The sequence below is a fragment of the Gemmiger sp. genome, from assembly GCF_036306485.1.
GTDB lineage: Bacteria > Bacillota > Clostridia > Oscillospirales > Ruminococcaceae > Gemmiger.
The window spans coordinates 1-18,165 of record NZ_JAXJZK010000007.1; the positions used below are offsets into that span (position 1 = coordinate 1).

At 60.8% G+C, this 18,165-nt stretch carries 12 protein-coding genes and 1 pseudogene; 6 read left to right on the top strand and 7 right to left on the bottom strand.

Annotated elements, in window-relative coordinates; all coding sequences use genetic code 11:
• Positions 1-275: pseudogene (locus U0L91_RS00725) on the top strand (hypothetical protein); the annotation flags it as partial.
• 26 nt (positions 276-301) lie between these two features.
• Here the strand turns inward: U0L91_RS00725 and U0L91_RS00730 are convergent.
• From U0L91_RS00730 to ppdK, 4 genes are all read right to left on the bottom strand, one after another.
• Entirely contained in the window at positions 302-1,039 is a 738-nt protein-coding gene (locus U0L91_RS00730) for an LEM-3-like GIY-YIG domain-containing protein (RefSeq protein WP_330044017.1), read from the bottom strand.
• Positions 1,040-1,053: 14 nt separating this feature from the next.
• The gene (locus U0L91_RS00735) at positions 1,054-1,338 is read right to left on the bottom strand and encodes a hypothetical protein (protein WP_330044019.1); all 285 of its coding nucleotides are present in this window, start codon (positions 1,336-1,338) and stop codon (positions 1,054-1,056) included.
• Positions 1,339-1,406: 68 nt separating this feature from the next.
• Positions 1,407-2,096, bottom strand: coding sequence for a ParB/RepB/Spo0J family partition protein (locus U0L91_RS00740; RefSeq protein WP_481804511.1), 690 nt, complete (start codon positions 2,094-2,096; stop codon positions 1,407-1,409).
• 310 nt (positions 2,097-2,406) lie between these two features.
• On the bottom strand, positions 2,407-5,073 hold the full coding sequence (gene ppdK / locus U0L91_RS00745; protein WP_330044021.1) for a pyruvate, phosphate dikinase: 2,667 nt from the start codon (positions 5,071-5,073) through the stop codon (positions 2,407-2,409).
• A gap of 286 nt (positions 5,074-5,359) precedes the next feature.
• Here ppdK and U0L91_RS00750 point away from each other — a divergent pair, with 286 nt between their 5' ends.
• Both U0L91_RS00750 and pth read left to right on the top strand, forming a co-directional pair.
• Positions 5,360-6,091: a UDP-N-acetylglucosamine diphosphorylase gene (locus U0L91_RS00750; protein WP_330044023.1), complete on the top strand. Its 732-nt coding sequence runs from the start codon at positions 5,360-5,362 to the stop codon at positions 6,089-6,091.
• A 69-nt stretch (positions 6,092-6,160) separates the two neighbouring features.
• Positions 6,161-6,754 carry an aminoacyl-tRNA hydrolase gene (pth, locus tag U0L91_RS00755; protein ID WP_330044025.1) on the top strand — a complete coding sequence of 198 codons (594 nt, stop codon included), beginning with the start codon at positions 6,161-6,163 and terminating at the stop codon, positions 6,752-6,754.
• A gap of 58 nt (positions 6,755-6,812) precedes the next feature.
• On the opposite strand, the gene U0L91_RS00760 is transcribed toward pth, so the two are convergent.
• A complete protein-coding gene (locus U0L91_RS00760) occupies positions 6,813-7,829 on the bottom strand; it encodes an acyltransferase family protein (protein ID WP_330044026.1) in 1,017 nt (338 codons plus the stop codon).
• Between the two features lie 118 nt (positions 7,830-7,947).
• Here U0L91_RS00760 and mfd point away from each other — a divergent pair, with 118 nt between their 5' ends.
• Together mfd and U0L91_RS00770 are read left to right on the top strand one after the other, a co-directional pair.
• Positions 7,948-11,406 carry a transcription-repair coupling factor gene (gene mfd, locus U0L91_RS00765; RefSeq protein ID WP_330044029.1) on the top strand — a complete coding sequence of 1,153 codons (3,459 nt, stop codon included), beginning with the start codon at positions 7,948-7,950 and terminating at the stop codon, positions 11,404-11,406.
• A gap of 84 nt (positions 11,407-11,490) precedes the next feature.
• A complete protein-coding gene (locus U0L91_RS00770; protein ID WP_330044031.1) occupies positions 11,491-12,294 on the top strand; it encodes a YhfC family intramembrane metalloprotease in 804 nt (267 codons plus the stop codon).
• Between the two features lie 55 nt (positions 12,295-12,349).
• On the opposite strand, the gene U0L91_RS00775 is transcribed toward U0L91_RS00770, so the two are convergent.
• Both U0L91_RS00775 and U0L91_RS00780 read right to left on the bottom strand, forming a co-directional pair.
• The gene (locus tag U0L91_RS00775) at positions 12,350-13,678 is read right to left on the bottom strand and encodes a 2-hydroxyglutaryl-CoA dehydratase (RefSeq protein ID WP_330044034.1); all 1,329 of its coding nucleotides are present in this window, start codon (positions 13,676-13,678) and stop codon (positions 12,350-12,352) included.
• Positions 13,679-13,714: 36 nt separating this feature from the next.
• Positions 13,715-16,654 carry an acyl-CoA dehydratase activase gene (locus U0L91_RS00780; RefSeq protein WP_330044036.1) on the bottom strand — a complete coding sequence of 980 codons (2,940 nt, stop codon included), beginning with the start codon at positions 16,652-16,654 and terminating at the stop codon, positions 13,715-13,717.
• Positions 16,655-16,982: 328 nt separating this feature from the next.
• Here U0L91_RS00780 and U0L91_RS00785 point away from each other — a divergent pair, with 328 nt between their 5' ends.
• Complete coding sequence (locus U0L91_RS00785) at positions 16,983-18,143, top strand: MFS transporter (RefSeq protein ID WP_330044038.1); 1,161 nt, start codon at positions 16,983-16,985, stop codon at positions 18,141-18,143.
• The last annotated feature ends 22 nt before the right edge of the window (positions 18,144-18,165 follow it).

Here is an 18,165-nt window from a genome sequence, read left to right on the forward strand (position 1 = left end):
AAGTGATGCAGTTGGATGCCTATGACCTGGTGTCCGAGCTGCTGGCAGAAGAGGCTGGTGAGCCCTATGAGTTTGACCGAGAGAATGTGGCAGCCTATGATTTTCCGGTGATGGACCGGGAGGACCGGGACAGCACAGAGTTCCGCAACTACTGGCTCTATATGCCCCAGTTCCGGGTCTTAGATCAAAACGATTTTGTTACCACCATGGCCGTATTCCTTATGCTTTTCATACATTGTCAACATTGGAAGGCGTTCGACCGTTTGGCCAATTAGGCATGAATACTTACTTTTCCTGTTCACTAGTACTCATCTTGTCTCCGGCTATGATACAAGACCGGTGATGCCAACCCCTTTTTTCGATACCGTTCTGGGATTCTTTTATTCAAAAAGTACACCATTAACTCGTTCGGCGCCGGTTTGCCCACAAACTCCAAACGTCCGTCTGCTCTGCCCTGAGGTTTTCTCCAATGATCTACCGCAAATACCCCGCGGACAATCCCATGTACTACTCCCAATACTATGGGGTAATGTCTCACTTTTTCCATGCGAACTTTCCAATATCGGCGAACCGCGTCATAAACACTACCGTTATTTGCTTCCACGGATTCCTTGCTGACTTTTATGATTAAATAATCTAAATCTTCTCGCTCTTGGAACTCTTCGCAAGATAATTCTCTTTGGAGCACGTCCGCATTACATACTCCCCTGTCGTCTCCATGCCCTCGCTGTAAGTTTGTCAGCCCGGGGAAGCAGTCAATCAAGGCAGCTTCCACCTCATAGGCCTCTTTTTCAGTCAGACCAAAGCGCTGAATCACATGGATCACTGAAAGCCCTGCGGCATGAATATCTCGGATTTGCTGAATCTTAGCCGAGACCTCATCTTCCTCTTCTTCCCAGAATCCTTTTAGCGCCCCTTGCACATGGGCGAACACTCGGTTTCCCTTTCCCTTGCCAATATAAAATGTCTGGCCATTTCTGGGATCAATCAAGCGGTATACATAGTATTGCAGCTGTTGCTGTACATCCACTGTAAACATATTCTGATCTTCCTTTAGTCTTCGATATGCCAGATTTCCTTCAACCGCCGCACGGTAAAGTTCCATTTTTCCGTTTGTGGACGGCACACCGTATTTTGATTGCCAAAGAAACCAGTCTCCTTTACAGCCTTGGCAACTGACACAGTTTTCAGCCAATGCACTTTCACTATGTACTCTGCTTTTTCAGGGTCGCCAGCATTATATAGATATTGTCCCTTAAGCGGTAACTCTGCCACTCCTTTTTCTTGACCTTCCACCTGAAAGCGGATATCTTTTGCCAGAGCGGCCGGCTCATCCACGATACCTACACCTACAAACCCAGTTTGAGGAATGTTGACCCATACGCGGTCACCTGGTTCTAACATATTCAGTGTCTGACTGTACCAAGCGCCTCCGCCACCAGAGATAAAACCGTATTGCTGTGCATCTTCCCAACGACGGGAGCCCGCGCCGAAAGATACATAGTATGCTCCTCGGTCAGGTAGGAGATCTCCACCGCTGGATTGAAGGCGATCTGGTATTCGTCCACCATCTGGAGGATGGGAGGGATCAGGTAGGTCAAACGGATATATCGCTTTACTTGATTCCGGCTATCACCAGCCGCTTGTCCTACTATTTCACTGCTCAACCTCGGCCCAAGTTGGGCCGAAGTTAGCTCGGGCCTTTTGCCCTGATGTTTTATGGCTTCCATCTTCATCTTATAGGCAAACGCCTTTTCGCTGGGCAGAATATGCTCCCGCTGGATGTTGCTGTCCACCATCAGGATCACCGCCTCGTCGTCAGTCACATTCCGGACCAGCACCGGCAGTTCGGTGATGCCCAGAGCCTCGCAGGCGGCCTTGCGGCGGTGTCCGCTGACAATCTCGTAGCGGCCATCCCCACGGGGGCGGACCAGCAGCGGTGAGAGGACACCGTACTCCCGGATACTCTCCTTCAGTTGTTCCATCTCCTCGCCGCTGGCCACCCGGAAGGGATGCCCCTGAAAGGGTTCCAGCAGACTGGCTGAAAGAGCGATTACTTTTTCAGCCGGTGGTTTTTGGACTTGGTTTTCTGCCATGACAATACGCTTCCTTTCTTGGTAAAAATAAGGCTTGCAAGAGGCGTTTTGTGCCCAAAAATGTATACGAAAAACCGGGTACATTTTAAGAATTTCCAGATTTTCCGGTTCCAAAATCGTCTTTTGAACAAAAAGTAGGCATAAAAAATCCCCCTGCAACTGAAATCAGTAGCAGGGGGGATTGGCGTATTACAGGTAGATTTCCAAGTCGATATCACGCCATCGGCTTGGTTTTATCACGCTGTTGTGTGCTTTTTGAAATGCTTGCGCATCCTCTAAGCTGAGCGTGAGCTCCAAGAGTCCGACGGAATTACTTCCGAGGATTCTTGATTGCTGCCTGAGCAGCGGCCAGGCGAGCGATGGGCACACGGTAGGGAGAGCAGGAGACGTAGTCCAGGCCAACGTTGTGGCAGAACTCGACACTGCTGGGGTCGCCGCCGTGCTCGCCGCAGATGCCCAGACCCAGGTTCGGGTTGGTCGCACGGCCATCCTCGGCAGCCATCTTGACCAGGCGGCCAACGCCGATCTGGTCGAGGTGCTGGAACGGATCGCTCTCGTAGATCTTGTTGTCGTAGTAAGCGGTCAGGAACTTCGCAGCATCGTCACGGCTGAAGCCGAAGGTCATCTGGGTCAGGTCGTTGGTGCCGAAGCTGAAGAAGTCAGCTTCCTTGGCGATCTGGCCGGCGGTCAGAGCAGCACGCGGGATCTCGATCATGGTACCGATCTGGTACTTCATGTCAACACCGGCCTCGGCAATCAGCTTGTCGGCCGTCTTGACAACGACATCCTTGACGAACTTGAGTTCCTTGACTTCGCCCACCAGAGGAATCATGATGTGCGGGGTGATCATCTTGCCGGTCTCGGCAGAGACTTTCAGCGCAGCCTTGATGACGGCGTTGGTCTGCATCTCGGCGATTTCCGGATAGGTGACGCACAGACGGCAGCCACGATGGCCCATCATGGGGTTGAACTCATGCAGGCTGACAACGACGTTGGTCAGCTCTTCGGTGCTCATGCCCATATCCTTGGCCAGAGCCTCGATCTCCTCGGGCTTGGTGGGCAGGAACTCATGCAGAGGCGGATCCAGATAACGGATGGTCATCGGACGGTCGCCCATGATGCGGTACATGGCGGTGAAGTCGGCTTCCTGATACGGCTCAACCTTGGCCAGAGCAACCTTGCGCTCTTCCACGGTACGGGCGCAGATCATCTCACGCACGGCCTTGATACGGTCCTCAGCGAAGAACATATGCTCGGTACGGCACAGACCGATGCCTTCGGCGCCCATATCGACAGCGTTCTGCGCGTCGCGCGGGTTGTCGGCGTTGGTCAGGACCTTCATCTGGCGGGCAGCGTCGGCCCAGGCCATGAAGCGCTTGAAGTTGGCGTTCTCGGTGGAGGCGACGGTCGCGATCTGGCCTTCGTAAATGTTGCCGGTAGAGCCATCAATGCTCATCCAGTCGCCCTCATGGAAGACATGGTCATTGATGCTGATGGTCTTGGCATCGTAGTCGATGGCAACCTTGTTGTCGTTGCCGCAGCCGGAGACACAGCAGGTGCCCATGCCGCGGGCCACAACGGCCGCATGGCTGGTCATACCGCCGCGGACGGTCAGGATGCCCTGAGAAACCTGCATGCCGACGATATCCTCGGGGCTGGTTTCCAGACGGACCAGGACGACCTTCTTCCACTCGGGGTCCTTGACCTTCTCTTCGGCGTCCTCAGCGCTGAAGACGACACGGCCGCAGGCAGATCCCGGAGAGGCAGCCAGGCCCTTGCCGATTGCCTCGGCAGCCTTCAGAGCAGCGGCGTCGAACTGGGGATGCAGCAGGGTGTCGAGCTGCTTGGGCTCAACACGCAGCACCGCGGTGCGCTCGTCGATGACGCCCTCGTCCACGAGGTCGCAGGCGATCTGCAGAGCAGCCTGGGCGGTACGCTTGCCGTTACGGGTCTGGAGCATGAAGAGCTTGCCATCCTCGATGGTGAACTCCATGTCCTGCATATCCTTGTAGTAGTTTTCGAGGCGAGTGGCGATCTCCACGAACTGGTCGTAGACCTCGGGCATCTCCTCATGCAGCTTGCTGATCGGAGAAGGCGTACGGATGCCGGCGACGACGTCCTCGCCCTGGGCGTTGATCAGGTACTCGCCCATCAGCTTCTTCTCGCCGGTGGCGGGGTTACGGGTGAAGGCGACGCCGGTGCCGGAACGCATGCCGGAGTTGCCGAACGCCATCTGCTGGACGTTGACGGCAGTGCCCCACTCGTAGGGGATCTCGTTCATCTTGCGGTAAACATTGGCGCGGGGGTTATCCCAGGAGCGGAAGACTGCCTTGACGGCGCCGATCAGCTGCTCTTTGGGGTCCTGCGGGAACTCGGCACCCTGCTTCTCCAGGTAGATGGCCTTGAATTCCTTGACCAGTTCCTTCAGGTCATCGGCATCCAGCTCGATGTCCTGGGTGACGCCCTTGCGCTCCTTCATGGCGTCGATGCGCTCCTCGAAGAAGCTCTTGCCGAGCTCCATGACAACGTCGGAGTACATCTGGATGAAGCGGCGATAGCAGTCATAGGCAAAACGGGGGTTGGAGGTCTTCTTGGCCAGACCCTCAACAGCCTGATCGTTCAGGCCCAGGTTCAGGATGGTGTCCATCATGCCGGGCATGGACTGACGGGCGCCGGAACGGACGGAGACCAGCAGCGGGTTCTCGATGTCGCCGAACTTCTTGCCGGTCTGCTCCTCGAGAATGCCCATGTACTTGAAGATGTCCGCCTTGATCTCTTCGTTGATCTCGCGGTTGTCAGCATAGTACTGGGTGCAGGCCTCGGTGGTGATGGTAAAGCCCTGGGGAACCGGCATGCCGGCGTGGGTCATCTCAGCCAGACCGGCGCCCTTGCCGCCCAGAATGTTCTTCATGGTCGTCTGGTCGCCGCCGAAAGCATCATGGCCCTCTTTGAACAGATACAGATACTTCTTGCTCATAGGTTACCTCCAAAATTACGGTTTCTTCCCGGTGTGCCGCGCACACCCGCAAACAGAGTCAACATCTATTGCAAAGTCCATTATAACAGACTGCTGTCGGAATTTCCAGTGCATTGTTAAAAAAATAGTGAATGATTTCGCTGAAAAAGTGACGAAATTTTCCCATTCAGCTCTTGCACTTTGCCCAAAAAAGAGGTAAATTATAATGGGTAGAAAGTTTGGAAAAAATATAAAACCCGCTATTTTCACAACGTCCTGCGGGACGCGATCCAGGAGGGATTGTTCCATGTCTGTTGCAAAAGGAAACTATCTGGCAGCCAAAGCTGCTTTTGAGCAAACCTTTGAAAAGCACCTCGAAAACGGGGTGGAATTTCTCAGCGACAACGTCTTCATTGACCCCGAGGTCGTCATCGCACCGGGAGTGCAGATTCTGCCCGGGTGCATCCTGCGGGGCAAGACGGTGATCCACGAAGGCTGCGTCATCGGTCCCAACACGCTGCTTGAAAACACCGAGGTGGAGGCCGGCACGACGGTCAATGCCAGCCAGTGCTATGACAGCCATCTCGGCCCCAACAACAAGATCGGACCGTTCACCCATGTGCGCACCGGCACCGTGACCGGCGAGGGCGTGCATCTGGGCGCTTATGTGGAGACCAAGAACGCCAACTTTGCCGAGGGCAACACGGTGAGCCACCTGACCTACATCGGCGATGCCGAGGTCGGCAAGTACTGCAACTTCGGCTGCGGTACCGTCACCTGCAACTATGACGGCGAGGGCAAGTACAAGACCGTCATCGGCGACTATGCCTTCATCGGCTGCAACACCAACCTGGTGGCGCCGGTCAAGGTGGGCGACCACGCCTTCACGGCGGCCGGCTCGACCATCGGCCACGACGTGCCGGACGGTGCGCTGGGCATTGAGCGCGCCAAGCAGGTGGAGATTCCGGCCTGGGGCGAGAAGAAGCTTCAGAAATACATCGCCAAGAAGCAGAAGCTGGAAGCCGACAAGAAGAAATAATTCCGGGAGCAACGGTCTCCTGCGCCTGTCCCGCAACGTCCGGGCGCAGGAATGAGGGAAAGGGAACGTATGGGTATTTTTGCAGGGGGTTCCGGCGCCGAATGGCTGATTGCCGGCCTGGGCAACCCCGAAACCAAATACGACGGCACCCGCCACAACACCGGGTTTGCCGCGCTGGACAGTCTGGCCCGGGCCTGGGGATGCGAGATCTCCAAGTCCAAGTGGCAGGGGCTGTACGGCATCACCGAGGTGAGCGGTCACCGGGTCATGCTGCTCAAACCGCTGACCTACATGAATCTGAGCGGTCAGAGCATCGCCCCGGCCGCAGCCTTTTACAAGATCCCGCGCAGCCGCATCATCGTGCTGTGTGACGACATCGCACAGCAGCCGGGGCATCTGCGCATCCGTCCGTCCGGGTCGGCGGGCGGCCACAACGGCCTGAAAAGCATCATTGCCTCCACCGGCGGGGAGGACTTTTTCCGTATCCGCATCGGTGTGGGCGCCAAGCCGCGCCCCGACTACGATCTGGCCGACTGGGTGCTGGGCAAGTTTCCGCCCGAGGATGCCCGGCTGGTGGCGGACCGCTATTCCGATGTGGAACAGGCCTGCCGGCTGCTGATGGACGGCAAGCTGTCCGAGGCGCAGAACCGCTTCAATCACTGAATGAAAAAGGGGGAAACAGACACGGCCGTGCCGGACTGTCTCCCCTTTTGTATCATCGTCATCCCTGCGGCCGGAAGCGGGCTTCCAGATGCCGGACCGCCAGCGCATAGAGGGCGTAGCAGACCGTCAGACAGACGGCCAGCACCACCGCAAACCAGAGCCACCCGGTGCGGCCGTTGGGCAGCAGATCCAGCACCATCGGGTGGGCCAGATACAGCCAGAAGCTGCCCGCGCTGAGAAAGCGCAGCGCCCGCCCCGGGCGTCCCGCCGCTGCGGACGGCCAGAGCCCGCCGGGTGCCTGGGCGGCCAGCAGCACGAGCACGGTAAAGACGCCCTCATAGGCGCAGCGCTCAAACCCGAACAGTGCCGGCAGCAGCAGGCAGAATGCGCCGTAGAGGTACTGTCTGCCCTCCCGCAGAGCGGCAAAGGCCGCCATGCCGAAGAGGAAGCAGTAGAGCGTCATGGGCGGAATCCGGGCGCTGAATTCGCTGATGTCGGCGGAGGCCGGCCAGCCGGCCAGGCTCCGTTCCACCCAGCTGCCCAGCATTCCCTTGCCGGCCAGACAGACAAGCAGGCAGGCCATGGCCCCCCAGAACCGGCGGCAGAGCCTTGCCAGCAGCGGAGCAATCAGATAAAAGAAGGCAAAGGAACTCATCGTCCACAGCACATTGCGGTTGTTCCAGAGCATCCAGTCATCGCTGGGCAGCCACAGCTGCAGGAAAAAGACATACCGCAGATAGCCCGGCCCGCACGGACCGGTGAACACCTGGGCCGCCGTCATGCCGGAGGCCAGATACCGCACGGCGTCATAGAGGTACCGCAGGACCAGCACCAGCCAGTAGAGCGGCAAAATCCGCGCCGCCCGCCGTTTATAATAGGTGCGGGGGTCGGGATGGCGTTCCAGGCTGGCCGCCGTCAGGTATCCGCTGAGGATAAAAAAGAGGGTGACGCCCTGCGCCCCCACGGCGGTGATCCCGCCGAGTCCGGCTTTCTGGCCGGCATGGACCCCCAGCACCATCAGCGCTGCCAGGACACGCAGTTCTTCCAGCGCCAGATTTTTTGCATGTTCCTTCATTGTATCTCATCCATTGCGGGGGAAACCGCGGCCCCGGCGGGACCGTTCCCGTTTCCCCGATTCCTGTTTTGTAGTATATCACCGAATCCCCACAACCTGCAAGCATCAGGAGCTCATCATGTTTGAAGCACTTTTCGCCGCCAGCGGCGAATACAAAAAACTTACCAATGCCCTGTCCGGCAAGGGGGCCTGCGCGCTGTTCGGCCTGCCGGCCGTCGGCCGGGCCCAGGTCTATGCCGCGCTGTGCCATGCCATGGGGCGGCCGCTCTGCATCGTCACCCCCGGCGAGGCCGAGGCCACCCGGTTTGCCGCCGACATGAACACCTTCGGGGTGTCTGCGGCGGTGTTCCCGGCCCGGGACTATGTCCTGCGGCCCATCGAGGGCACCGCCCGGGAATACGAGTACCGGCGTCTGGCCGTTCTCGGCGATCTGGTGGGCGGACGGCTGCAGGCCGTCTGTCTGCCGTCCGAGGCGCTGACCCAGTACACCACACCGCGGGCGGAATTCTGTGCCAACACCCGCACGGTCCGTCCCGGCGACAGTCTGCCCCGTGCCGAGCTGCTCGCGCTGCTCTTCGGGGCCGGCTATGCCCGGCGTGCCCAGGTGGACGGTCCCGGACAGTTTTCAGTGCGCGGCGATATTGTGGACATCTACGCCCCCGATATGAAGGCCCCCGTCCGGATGGAGTTCTGGGGCGACGAGGTGGACACCATCCACCTGTTTGACCTGACCACCCAGCGCCGCGAGGAGAGCGTGGAGAAGGTTCATCTGAGCCCCGCGCGGGAGGTGCTGTTCGGCACGCCGGAGGACACCGCCCGCCGGATGCGGGCGTATCTGGACAAGCAGCGCGGCCGGAAAAAGACCGCCATGGCGGACTGCATGGCGGCCGACCTGGACCTGCTGGACGGCGGGGCCGTGCCGGTGGACCTGGACAAATATCTGGATGTCTGCTATCCCCACCCCGCCACCATCCTGGATTATTTTGAGGACCCGATCCTGGTGGCGGAGGAACCGGCCTCCATCCGGGAAGCCGACCGGGCCACGGCCTACCGCCGGGGCGAGGAGCTGAAACTGCTGCTGCAGGAGGGTGTGCTGTGCGCGGGGCTGGACAACCTGTACGCCGATGCGGGGTATCTCTGGACCCAGACCGGGCGGTACCGCACGATCTGTGCCGAGAACTTTGCCCGCAGCATGCCGGACCAGCCTCTCAAGGAGATCATCAACGCGCCCGCCCACACGCTGCCCGCCTGGAACGGCGAGGTGGCCGGTCTGCTGGAGGACCTGCGGCCGCTGTGCGAGGAAGGCTGTGCGGTGACGCTGTATGTGGGCACCGCGCGTGCGGCCGCGGGCCTGGCCCGCGACCTGATGGACAAGGGGCTGACGGTCTCGACCGACCCGGCGGCCCAGCCCGCACCCGGGCTGGTGCAGGTGCTGCCGGGGCATCTCTCGGCGGGGTGCCGGTATCCCTTCGCCCGCTGCGCTGTGCTGACCGGCCGGGCCTTCGGCGAGAGCCGGGACCAGAGTGCCGGCCAGAAAAAGCGCAAGAAGGTCAAGGACGCGCTGAACAGCCTGACCGAAATCACGCCGGGCGATCTGGTGGTCCACCAGAACCACGGCATCGGACGGTATGCGGGCATTCAGCGGATGGCCGTGCAGGGCGTGACGAAGGATTATCTGCGCATCGAGTACGACAAGAAGGATGTGCTGTACGTCCCGGTCACCCAGCTGGACCTGCTGAGCCGCTACACCGCGCCCGGCGATTCCGAGAACGTCAAGCTGTCCCGCCTGGGCGGCGGCGAGTGGAACAAGACCCGCAAGCGGGTCCGCGCCGCCACCGAGGCGATGGCCAAGGAGCTGATCGAGCTGTATGCCCGCCGCAAGCGGGCCCCGGGCTATGCCTTCCCGCCGGACGATACCTGGCAGAATGACTTTGAGCGCCGCTTTGCCTACGAGGAGACCCCCGACCAGCTTTCCAGCGCGGCGGAGATCAAGCACGACATGGAGCAGCCCTGGCCGATGGACCGGCTGCTCTGCGGCGATGTCGGCGTGGGCAAGACCGAAGTTGCGCTGCGGGCCGCCTTCAAGTGTGTGATGGGCGGCAAACAGTGCGCGATCCTGGCGCCGACGACCATCCTGGCCTGGCAGCACTTCAACACCGCGATTGCCCGGATGGAGGCCTTCCCGATCCGCATCGGGCTGCTCTCCCGCTACCGCAGCGCCAAGGAGCAGAAGGAGACCATCCGCGGCCTCAAGGACGGGACGGTGGACATCGTCGTGGGCACGCACCGGCTGCTGTCCGACGATGTGAAATTCAAAGACCTGGGCCTGGTCATCATCGACGAGGAACAGCGGTTCGGCGTCAAGCACAAGGAAAAGCTCAAGGAAAACTTCATCGGTGTGGATATGCTGACCCTGTCGGCCACACCGATTCCCCGCACGCTGAATATGGCTTTGTCGGGCATCCGGGACATGAGCACCATCGAGCAGCCCCCCTTTGAGCGGCAGCCCATCGAGACCTATGTGCTGGAATACGACGAGGGCATCCTGGCCGAAGCCATCCGCCGGGAGCTGGCCCGCGGCGGACAGGTGTACTACCTGTACAACCGGGTGGAGACCATTGAGCAGTGCGCGGCCAAGGTCGGCAAGATGGTGCCGGGCGCCCGCATCGGCATCGCCCACGGCAAGATGACCGAGGAGCAGATCTCCTCGGTATGGCAGCAGCTGCTGGACAACGAGATTGACGTGCTGGTCTGCACGACCCTGATCGAGACCGGCGTCGATGTGCGCAACTGCAACACCCTGATCATTGAGAATGCCGACCGGATGGGCCTGAGCCAGCTGTACCAGATCCGCGGCCGGGTCGGACGCAGCAACCGCAAAGCCTATGCCTATTTCACCTTCCAGCGCGACAAGGTGCTGACCGAGGTGGCGGCAAAGCGGCTTTCGGCCATCCGGGAGTTCACGAGTTTCGGGTCGGGCTTCCGCATTGCGATGCGGGATCTGCAGATCCGCGGCGCCGGCAACCTGCTGGGCCACAGCCAGCACGGCCACATGGAGGCCGTCGGCTACGAGCTGTATGTCAAGATGCTCAACCAGGCCATTGCGGCCGCCCGCGGCGAGCCCGCCGCACCGGACAAGAGCGACTGTCTGCTGGACATCACGGTGGACGCCTATCTTCCCGAGGAATACATTCCCGATGCCTCGGGACGCATCGAGGCCTACAAGCGGATTGCGGCCATCAACACCCGCGAGGATGCCGAGGATGTGCTGGACGAACTGATCGACCGCTACGGCGACCCGCCGCGCAGTGTCCAGGGGCTGGTGGATGTCTCGCTGGTCCGCGTCACGGCGGCCCGCGCCGGTATTGTCGAGATCGTCCAGAAGGGCGACCGGCTGATCCTCTACTCGGATGTCGTCGGCCCGACCCAGCTGGGCGGCATGATGGATGCGTTCCCCCACCGCGTGGTGTACAACGCCGTGGGACGGCCCTACATCAGCCTGCATGTCAACCAGGGCGAAAACCCGCTGGTCATCCTGCGCGATGCCGTTGCGACGCTGCCCGGGGCTTCAGCGTGAGCGGCAGGGTTGACAGGCCCGACGGCGGCGTGTATAACAAAAGAAAAGGAAGGCTGCCCCCGCAGCCGGAAATGAGGTTCTGGTATGCCCTTGACGGATCTTTCCCAGGCAGTGATTTCCCTGCCCTCCTACCTGTTTGCCCTGGCCAATCTGCTGATTCTGGCCGTGGCCATTGCCCTGCTGACCTTCTTCACGGTGCGCGGTCACCGGACGGCCTGGCGGTGCATCGGCATGGGCGCCGTCTGCTTCTTTGTCAGCGCGATGGTGCTCGAACAGCTGCTCCATTCGCTGGTGCTGGGGGCTTTCCCCGATCTGACCAGCCATCCGGTGGCCTACATGCTCTACGCATCGCTGGCAGCGGGCATCTTTGAGGAGACCGCCCGCCTGGTCGGACTGCGGCGGCTCTGCCGGGGTGACAACGGTCCCCGCACCGGCTTTGCCTACGGCATCGGCCACGGCGGCGTCGAGCTGCTGCTGTTGGGCGTCTACCCCGCCTGGCAGACGCTGGTAACCTTCTATGTGATCAACAGCGGCGAGCTGGCCAAATCGGTCTCCGGTCTGACCGATGCCCAGATGCAGACGCTGCTCTCCCAGGTTTCGGCCCTGCAGCAGACCGCGCCGGCGCTGTTCCTGCTGGGCGGCGTCGAACGGCTGATGGCAATGGGGATGCAGCTGGCGCTCTCGATGCTGGTCTGGATGGTGGTGACGGGGCGGCTCTCCCGCCGCTGGTTCGTAGGTGCCGTGGTTCTGCACGCTGTGCTGGATGTGCCGGCGGCGCTGTACCAGTGCGGTGTGCTTCCCCTGCTGACCTGCGAACTGCTGATTGCGGTGCTGCTGGTCGCCGCCGCAGCCCTGGTACTCCGCCTGTACCGCCGTACCGCTGCCTGAAGAAACGAAAAACGCCCGTTCCGGTGCTTTGCCGGAACGGGCGTTTTGTATTGTGTTACAGGGCTGCCGGGATGCGGGTCTCGACGGTGGGGGCACCGCCGGCCAGCTCCTCGGCGGTGACGGGCTGCGGCTCGACGGGATTGGTCAGCCGCTCCTTGGCCACCGCCAGCATCAGTTTGATGCGGTTTTCCTGGTTGACGCGGGTGGCGCTGGGGTCATAGTCCACCGGCGTGATGTTGGCCTGGGGATACCGGGCGCGGATCTGGTTGATCATGCCCTTGCCCACAATGTGGTTGGGCAGGCAGCCGAACGGCTGGGCGCAGACGATGTTGCCGTAGCCGCCCTCCACCAGCTCGATCATCTCGGCGGTGAGCAGCCAGCCCTCGCCCATCTTGGCACCCAGACTGATGATGCCCTCGGGCTTCTTCATCAGTTCGCGGAAGGAGCCCGGCGCATAGAAGCCATGGCTGCGCAGTGCGTCGTTCATCGAACAGCCGACCGAATCCAGCCAGCTGAGCAGGGCGTCGGTGGTGTGTGCCTTGAGCTTGTTGCCGCCGTACAGCGTCACATCCAGCGTCATGTTGGCGATGCAGTACTCCACAAAGCCCATCAGACCGGGCAGGTTGACCTCGCAGTCCTGGTTTTCCAGGAACTTTTCGAGGTCGTTGTTGCCCAGGGGCGAGTACTTGACGTAGATCTCCCCGACGACGCCCACCTTGACCTTGGGGACCCGGGTGACCGGGATGGAGGCATAGGACGCGCAGAGGATCGGGAACTGCCGCTTCATGTCGTGGGCGTTGTAGTTGATGCCGGAATGCATCCAGCCCTGGATCGTGGCGATCCACTTTTCGGTCAGGGCATCGGCGCTGCCGGGTTTGTTCTCATAGGGTTTGGTCTGGCTGCGCAGCGCCACGAGCAGGTCGCCGTAGAAGATGCAGGCAATGACCTTGCGCAGCAGCGTGAGGGTCAGCGGCAGACCGCTGTCCTTCTCGAGGCCGGAGAAATTCAGCGACGCCACCGGAATGTTGCCGTAGCCGGACTTGACCAATGCCTTGCGCAGCAGTTTGATGTAGTTGGAGGCACGGCAGCCGCCGCCCGTCTGGGTGATGAGCAGCGCCGTGTGGTCCAGATCGTACTTGCCGGAATTGAGGGCGTCGATGAACTGACCGATGACCAGCAATGCCGGATAGCAGGTGTCGTTGTGGACATATTTCAGGCCCAGCTGAGCCACCTCACTGCCGCAGTTGCCGAGGATCTCGACGTTGTAGCCCTCGCATTCCAGCGCCGCCTGCATCAGGCGGAACTGGGTCACGGCCATGTTGGGGATCAGGATCTTGTGGGTCTTGACCATGTCCTTGGTAAAATTCGGGGTCATGTATTCCATACAAAAGTCTCCCTGTTGTGTTGCAAGAAGAGGCGGTCACTGCTCCGCTTGGCGGGCGCGCTCCTCGCGCCGCTCCTCCAGGGCTGCGAACAGACTGCGCAGCCGGATATTGACGGCGCCCAGGTTGGTGATCTCGTCGATCTTGAGCTGGGTATAGAGTTTGCCGCCCTCCTGCAGGATCTCCCGCGTTTCGTCGGTGGTGATGGCGTCCAGGCCGCAGCCGAAGGAAACCAGTTGCACAAGGTCCATATCGGGCTGGGTCGTGCAGTACCGTGCCGCCGCATACAGGCGGCTGTGGTAGGTCCACTGGTTGAGCACCGAGGTGGCGAATTTTTCTTCGTAGCAGCTCACCGAGTCCTCGGTGACCACCGCGGCGCCCTGCCGGATGATCAGCTTGTCGATGCCGTGGTTGACCTCGGGGTCCACATGGTAGGGACGGCCCGCCAATACAATAATATGCCGGTGCTCCGCCCGTGCGCGGGCAATGATTTCGGCGCCCTTGGTGCGCACCTGGGTCATGTGGCGCTCATACTCCGCATAGGCGGCGTCGATGGCCGCATGGACTTCCCGCGCCGGGATGCCGGGGAAATACTTGTCCAGCATGGCCGGGAACCGCTTGGTGAAGTCCTTGCGGCGGGCCAGGTTGATGTACTCGTAGATGAACTTGGTGCCGGCCAGCTCGGGGCAGTTGCCGGCAAGGACTTCGGGATAGTAGGCGACCACCGGGCAGTTGTAATGGTTGTCGCCCAGATGCTCGTCAATGTTGTAGCTCATGCAGGGATAGAACACCGCATCCACGCCCATCTTGCACAGCTCGGCGATGTGGCCGTGGGTGAGCTTGGCCGGGAAGCAGGCGGTATCGCTGGGGATGGTCGCCTGGCCTTCCTGATAGATCTGCCGGTTGGAAACCGGGCTGACCTTGACCGTGAAGCCCAGTCTGGTGAAGAAGGTGTGCCAGAACGGCAGCAGCTCGTACATATTCAGGCAGAGCGGAATGCCGATTGTACCGCGGGACTGTTCGAGGTTTTCCGGCTTGTAGTCCAGCAGCAGTTTGAGCTTGTAGGCATACAGGTCCAGGTCCTCGTTGGTGGCCTTGCCGGTGACCGGCTTGTCGCAGCGGTTGCCCGAGATGAACCGCTTGCCGTCCGCAAAGGTGTTGACGGTGAGCTGGCAGTGGTTGCCGCAGCCGTTGCACTGGACGTTGCTGACCTTGTCGGCAAAGTTTTCCAGTTCCTCCTGATTGAGCAGCGTGCTGCGGGTGCCGGGCTTGGTGTGGTTTTTGCCGTACAGCGCCGCACCGTAGGCGCCCATCAGGCCCGCAATGTCGGGACGGATGACATGGACGCCCATCTCCTTCTCAAAGGCGCGGAGAACGGCCTCATTATAAAAGGTACCGCCCTGCACGACGATGTTGCGGCCCAGCTCCTCGGGGCTGGAAGCGCGGATGACCTTGTACAGTGCGTTCTTGACCACCGAGATGGACAGGCCGGCGCTGATGTTCTCGATGGATGCGCCGTCCTTCTGGGCCTGCTTGACGCTGGAGTTCATAAAGACGGTGCAGCGGCTGCCCAGGTCCACGGGGCGGTCCGCAAAGAGGCCCAGCGCCGCGAATTCCTTGACATCGTAGCCCAGCGCCTGGGCGAAGGTCTGCAGGAAGCTGCCGCAGCCCGAGGAACAGGCTTCGTTGAGGAAGATGTTGCTGATGGCGCCGTCCTCGATCTTGAAGCACTTCATGTCCTGGCCGCCGATGTCGATGATGAAGTCCACATCCGGCATGAAGTATTTGGCCGCCGTGAAGTGGGCAACGGTCTCGACAAGGCCGCGGTCACAGTGGAAGGCGTGTTTGACCAGGTCCTCGCCGTAGCCCGTCGTCGTGACGCTGGCCACCTGCAGGCCGGGATGCTCGCGGTAAATCTTGAGCAGCGTGTCCCGGACCAGGGGCAGCGGGTTGCCCAGGTTGGGCTGGTAGCTCGTGAAGAGGATCTGCTTGTTGTCGTCGATGACGACGAGCTTGATCGTCGTGGAGCCGGAGTCAATGCCGATATGGACCGGGCCGCAGTCCGCGCCGAAGGGCACGCAGGGCACCGACGCCTTCATATGACGGGCATGAAATTCTTCGTACTCCTGTTTGTTTTCAAACAGCGGCGGCAGGCTCACATAGGTGGCCGTGGCGCTGTACTCGTCCAGGCGCTTTGCCACGTCCCGCAGATCGAATTCCTGATCGGCGTAGAAGGCGGCGCCCATCGCCACATAGAGCAGGCTGTTTTCAGGGCAGACGCCCTTGACGTGGAGCGTCTCGTCAAAGCTGCGGCGCAGCACCGTCGAGAAGGTCAGCGGTCCGCCCAGATAGAGGATGTTGCCCTTGATCGGACGGCCCTGGGCCAGGCCCGCAATGGTCTGGTTGACGACGGCCTGATAGATCGACGCGGCAATGTCGCCGGGCAGCGCGCCCTGGTTGATCAGGGGCTGGATGTCGCTCTTGGCAAAGACGCCGCAGCGGCTGGCGATCGTGTAGGTACGGGTGGCCTTCTGGGCCGCCTTGTCCATCTCGTCGGCGCTCATCTTGAGCAGCGTAGCCATCTGGTCGATGAAGGCGCCGGTGCCGCCGGCACAGCTGCCGTTCATGCGGACCTCGGTGCCGTTGGTCAGGAAGAGGATCTTGGCATCCTCACCGCCCAGCTCGATGATGCAGTCCGTTCCGGGTGCCAGACGGTTGGCCGCCACGCGGGTGGCGAACACCTCCTGCACAAAGGGGACCTTGCAGCTGTCCGCCAGGCCCATGCCTGCCGAACCGGAAATGGCCAGCAGCGCCCGGCCGCCGGGGACATAGTCCTCGGCCACGCGGCGCAGCAGCTCCTGCCCCTTTTCCAGAATATGACTGTAATGGCGTTCGTATGTGGAATAAATGATCTGATCGGCGTCGTTGAGAACAACGCATTTGATCGTGGTGGAACCGATGTCCAGGCCGACTCTCATGCGGAAACCTCCCGGGTGGATCAACGAATGGGTCTTCCCATTCAGATAAGATTAAGATACAAAAAAGACAATTCGTTTTATTGTAGCGCTTTGGAGCGGAATTTGCAAGACGGCTTTCCTGAAAAGATTGCCGAAAATGCCCCATGATTAAGATACCATAAAGATTTGAATAATTTTTGAACGATTGCCGTCGAAAGCGCAACGGCGCAAGATTGATGCCATTGTCCGTCGATCTGGTCCGATTCTGACCGGGCTTGCCGGGGACATTCTTCCATTTTTCCCCTGCTATGGTATAATGAAGGTTACGTTGCCTTGAGGAGGTATGTTTATGGCATCTTTACTTCTGCCCATCATCTACCTGGCCTTCATCAGTCTCGGCCTGCCGGATGGGCTGCTGGGTGCCGCCTGGCCCAGCATGTACCCCACGATGGGTGCCGAGCTTTCCTGGGCGGGCGCCATCTCGATGATCATTGCGGCAGGCACGATTGTCTCGGCGCTGTCCAGCGACCGTCTCAACCTGCGGCTCGGCACCGGCGGCGTGACGGTCTGCAGCGTGGGTCTGACCGCCGTGGCGCTGATCGGGTTTTCGCTGTGCCGGTCCTACTGGCAGCTCTGTCTGTGGGCGTTCCCCTACGGTCTCGGTGCGGGCAGTGTGGACGCATCGCTGAACAACTATGTCTCGCTGCATTACAAGAGCCGCCACATGAGCTGGCTGCACTGCATGTGGGGCATCGGCGCCAGTCTGGGGCCCATCCTGATGGCCCGCGCCCTGGCCGGCCCGGGCTGGCAGAGCGGCTACCGGGTCATCGGTCTGCTGCAGATCGTGCTGACGCTCGTGCTGGTGGCCAGTCTGCCCCTCTGGAAGCGTCCCGACGGCGCCGCCGGCAGCCTGGACTTTGAGCCGGAACACCGGTCCCTGCCGCAGCTGATCCGGATTCCCGGTGTGCCCGAGGTGCTGATCTGCTTTTTCTGCTACTGTGCCATGGAATCGACGGCCGGCATGTGGGCGGCCAGCTACTGCACGCTGGCGCGCGGCATTGACGCCGGCACCGCGGCGCGGTGGGCCAGCCTGTTCTATACGGGCATCACGATCGGGCGGTTTTTCTGCGGATTTCTGACCATCAAGCTCAACGACCGCGGCATGATCCGGCTGGGTCAGCTGCTGATCGCCGTGGGGCTGGTGCTGATGCTGCTGCCGACGGGCAACACGACGCTGTTCCTGGGCCTGATCACGGTGGGGCTCGGCTGTGCGCCGGTCTTTCCCTGCATCATCCACGAGACGCCGGACAATTTCGGCCGGGCGCTGAGCATGTCGATGACCGGTGTGCAGATGGCCGCCGCCTACACGGGCAGCTGTCTGATGCCGCCCGTCTTCGGTCTGCTGGCCCAGCACGTCTCCCCGGCCCTGTTCCCCTGGTTCCTGGCCGTGCTGCTGGTTCTGATGACCGTCATGTCGGAGGCGCTGCACCACAAGACAGCCCGCCGCTGACTCATTCAAAAAAAGGCGCTTT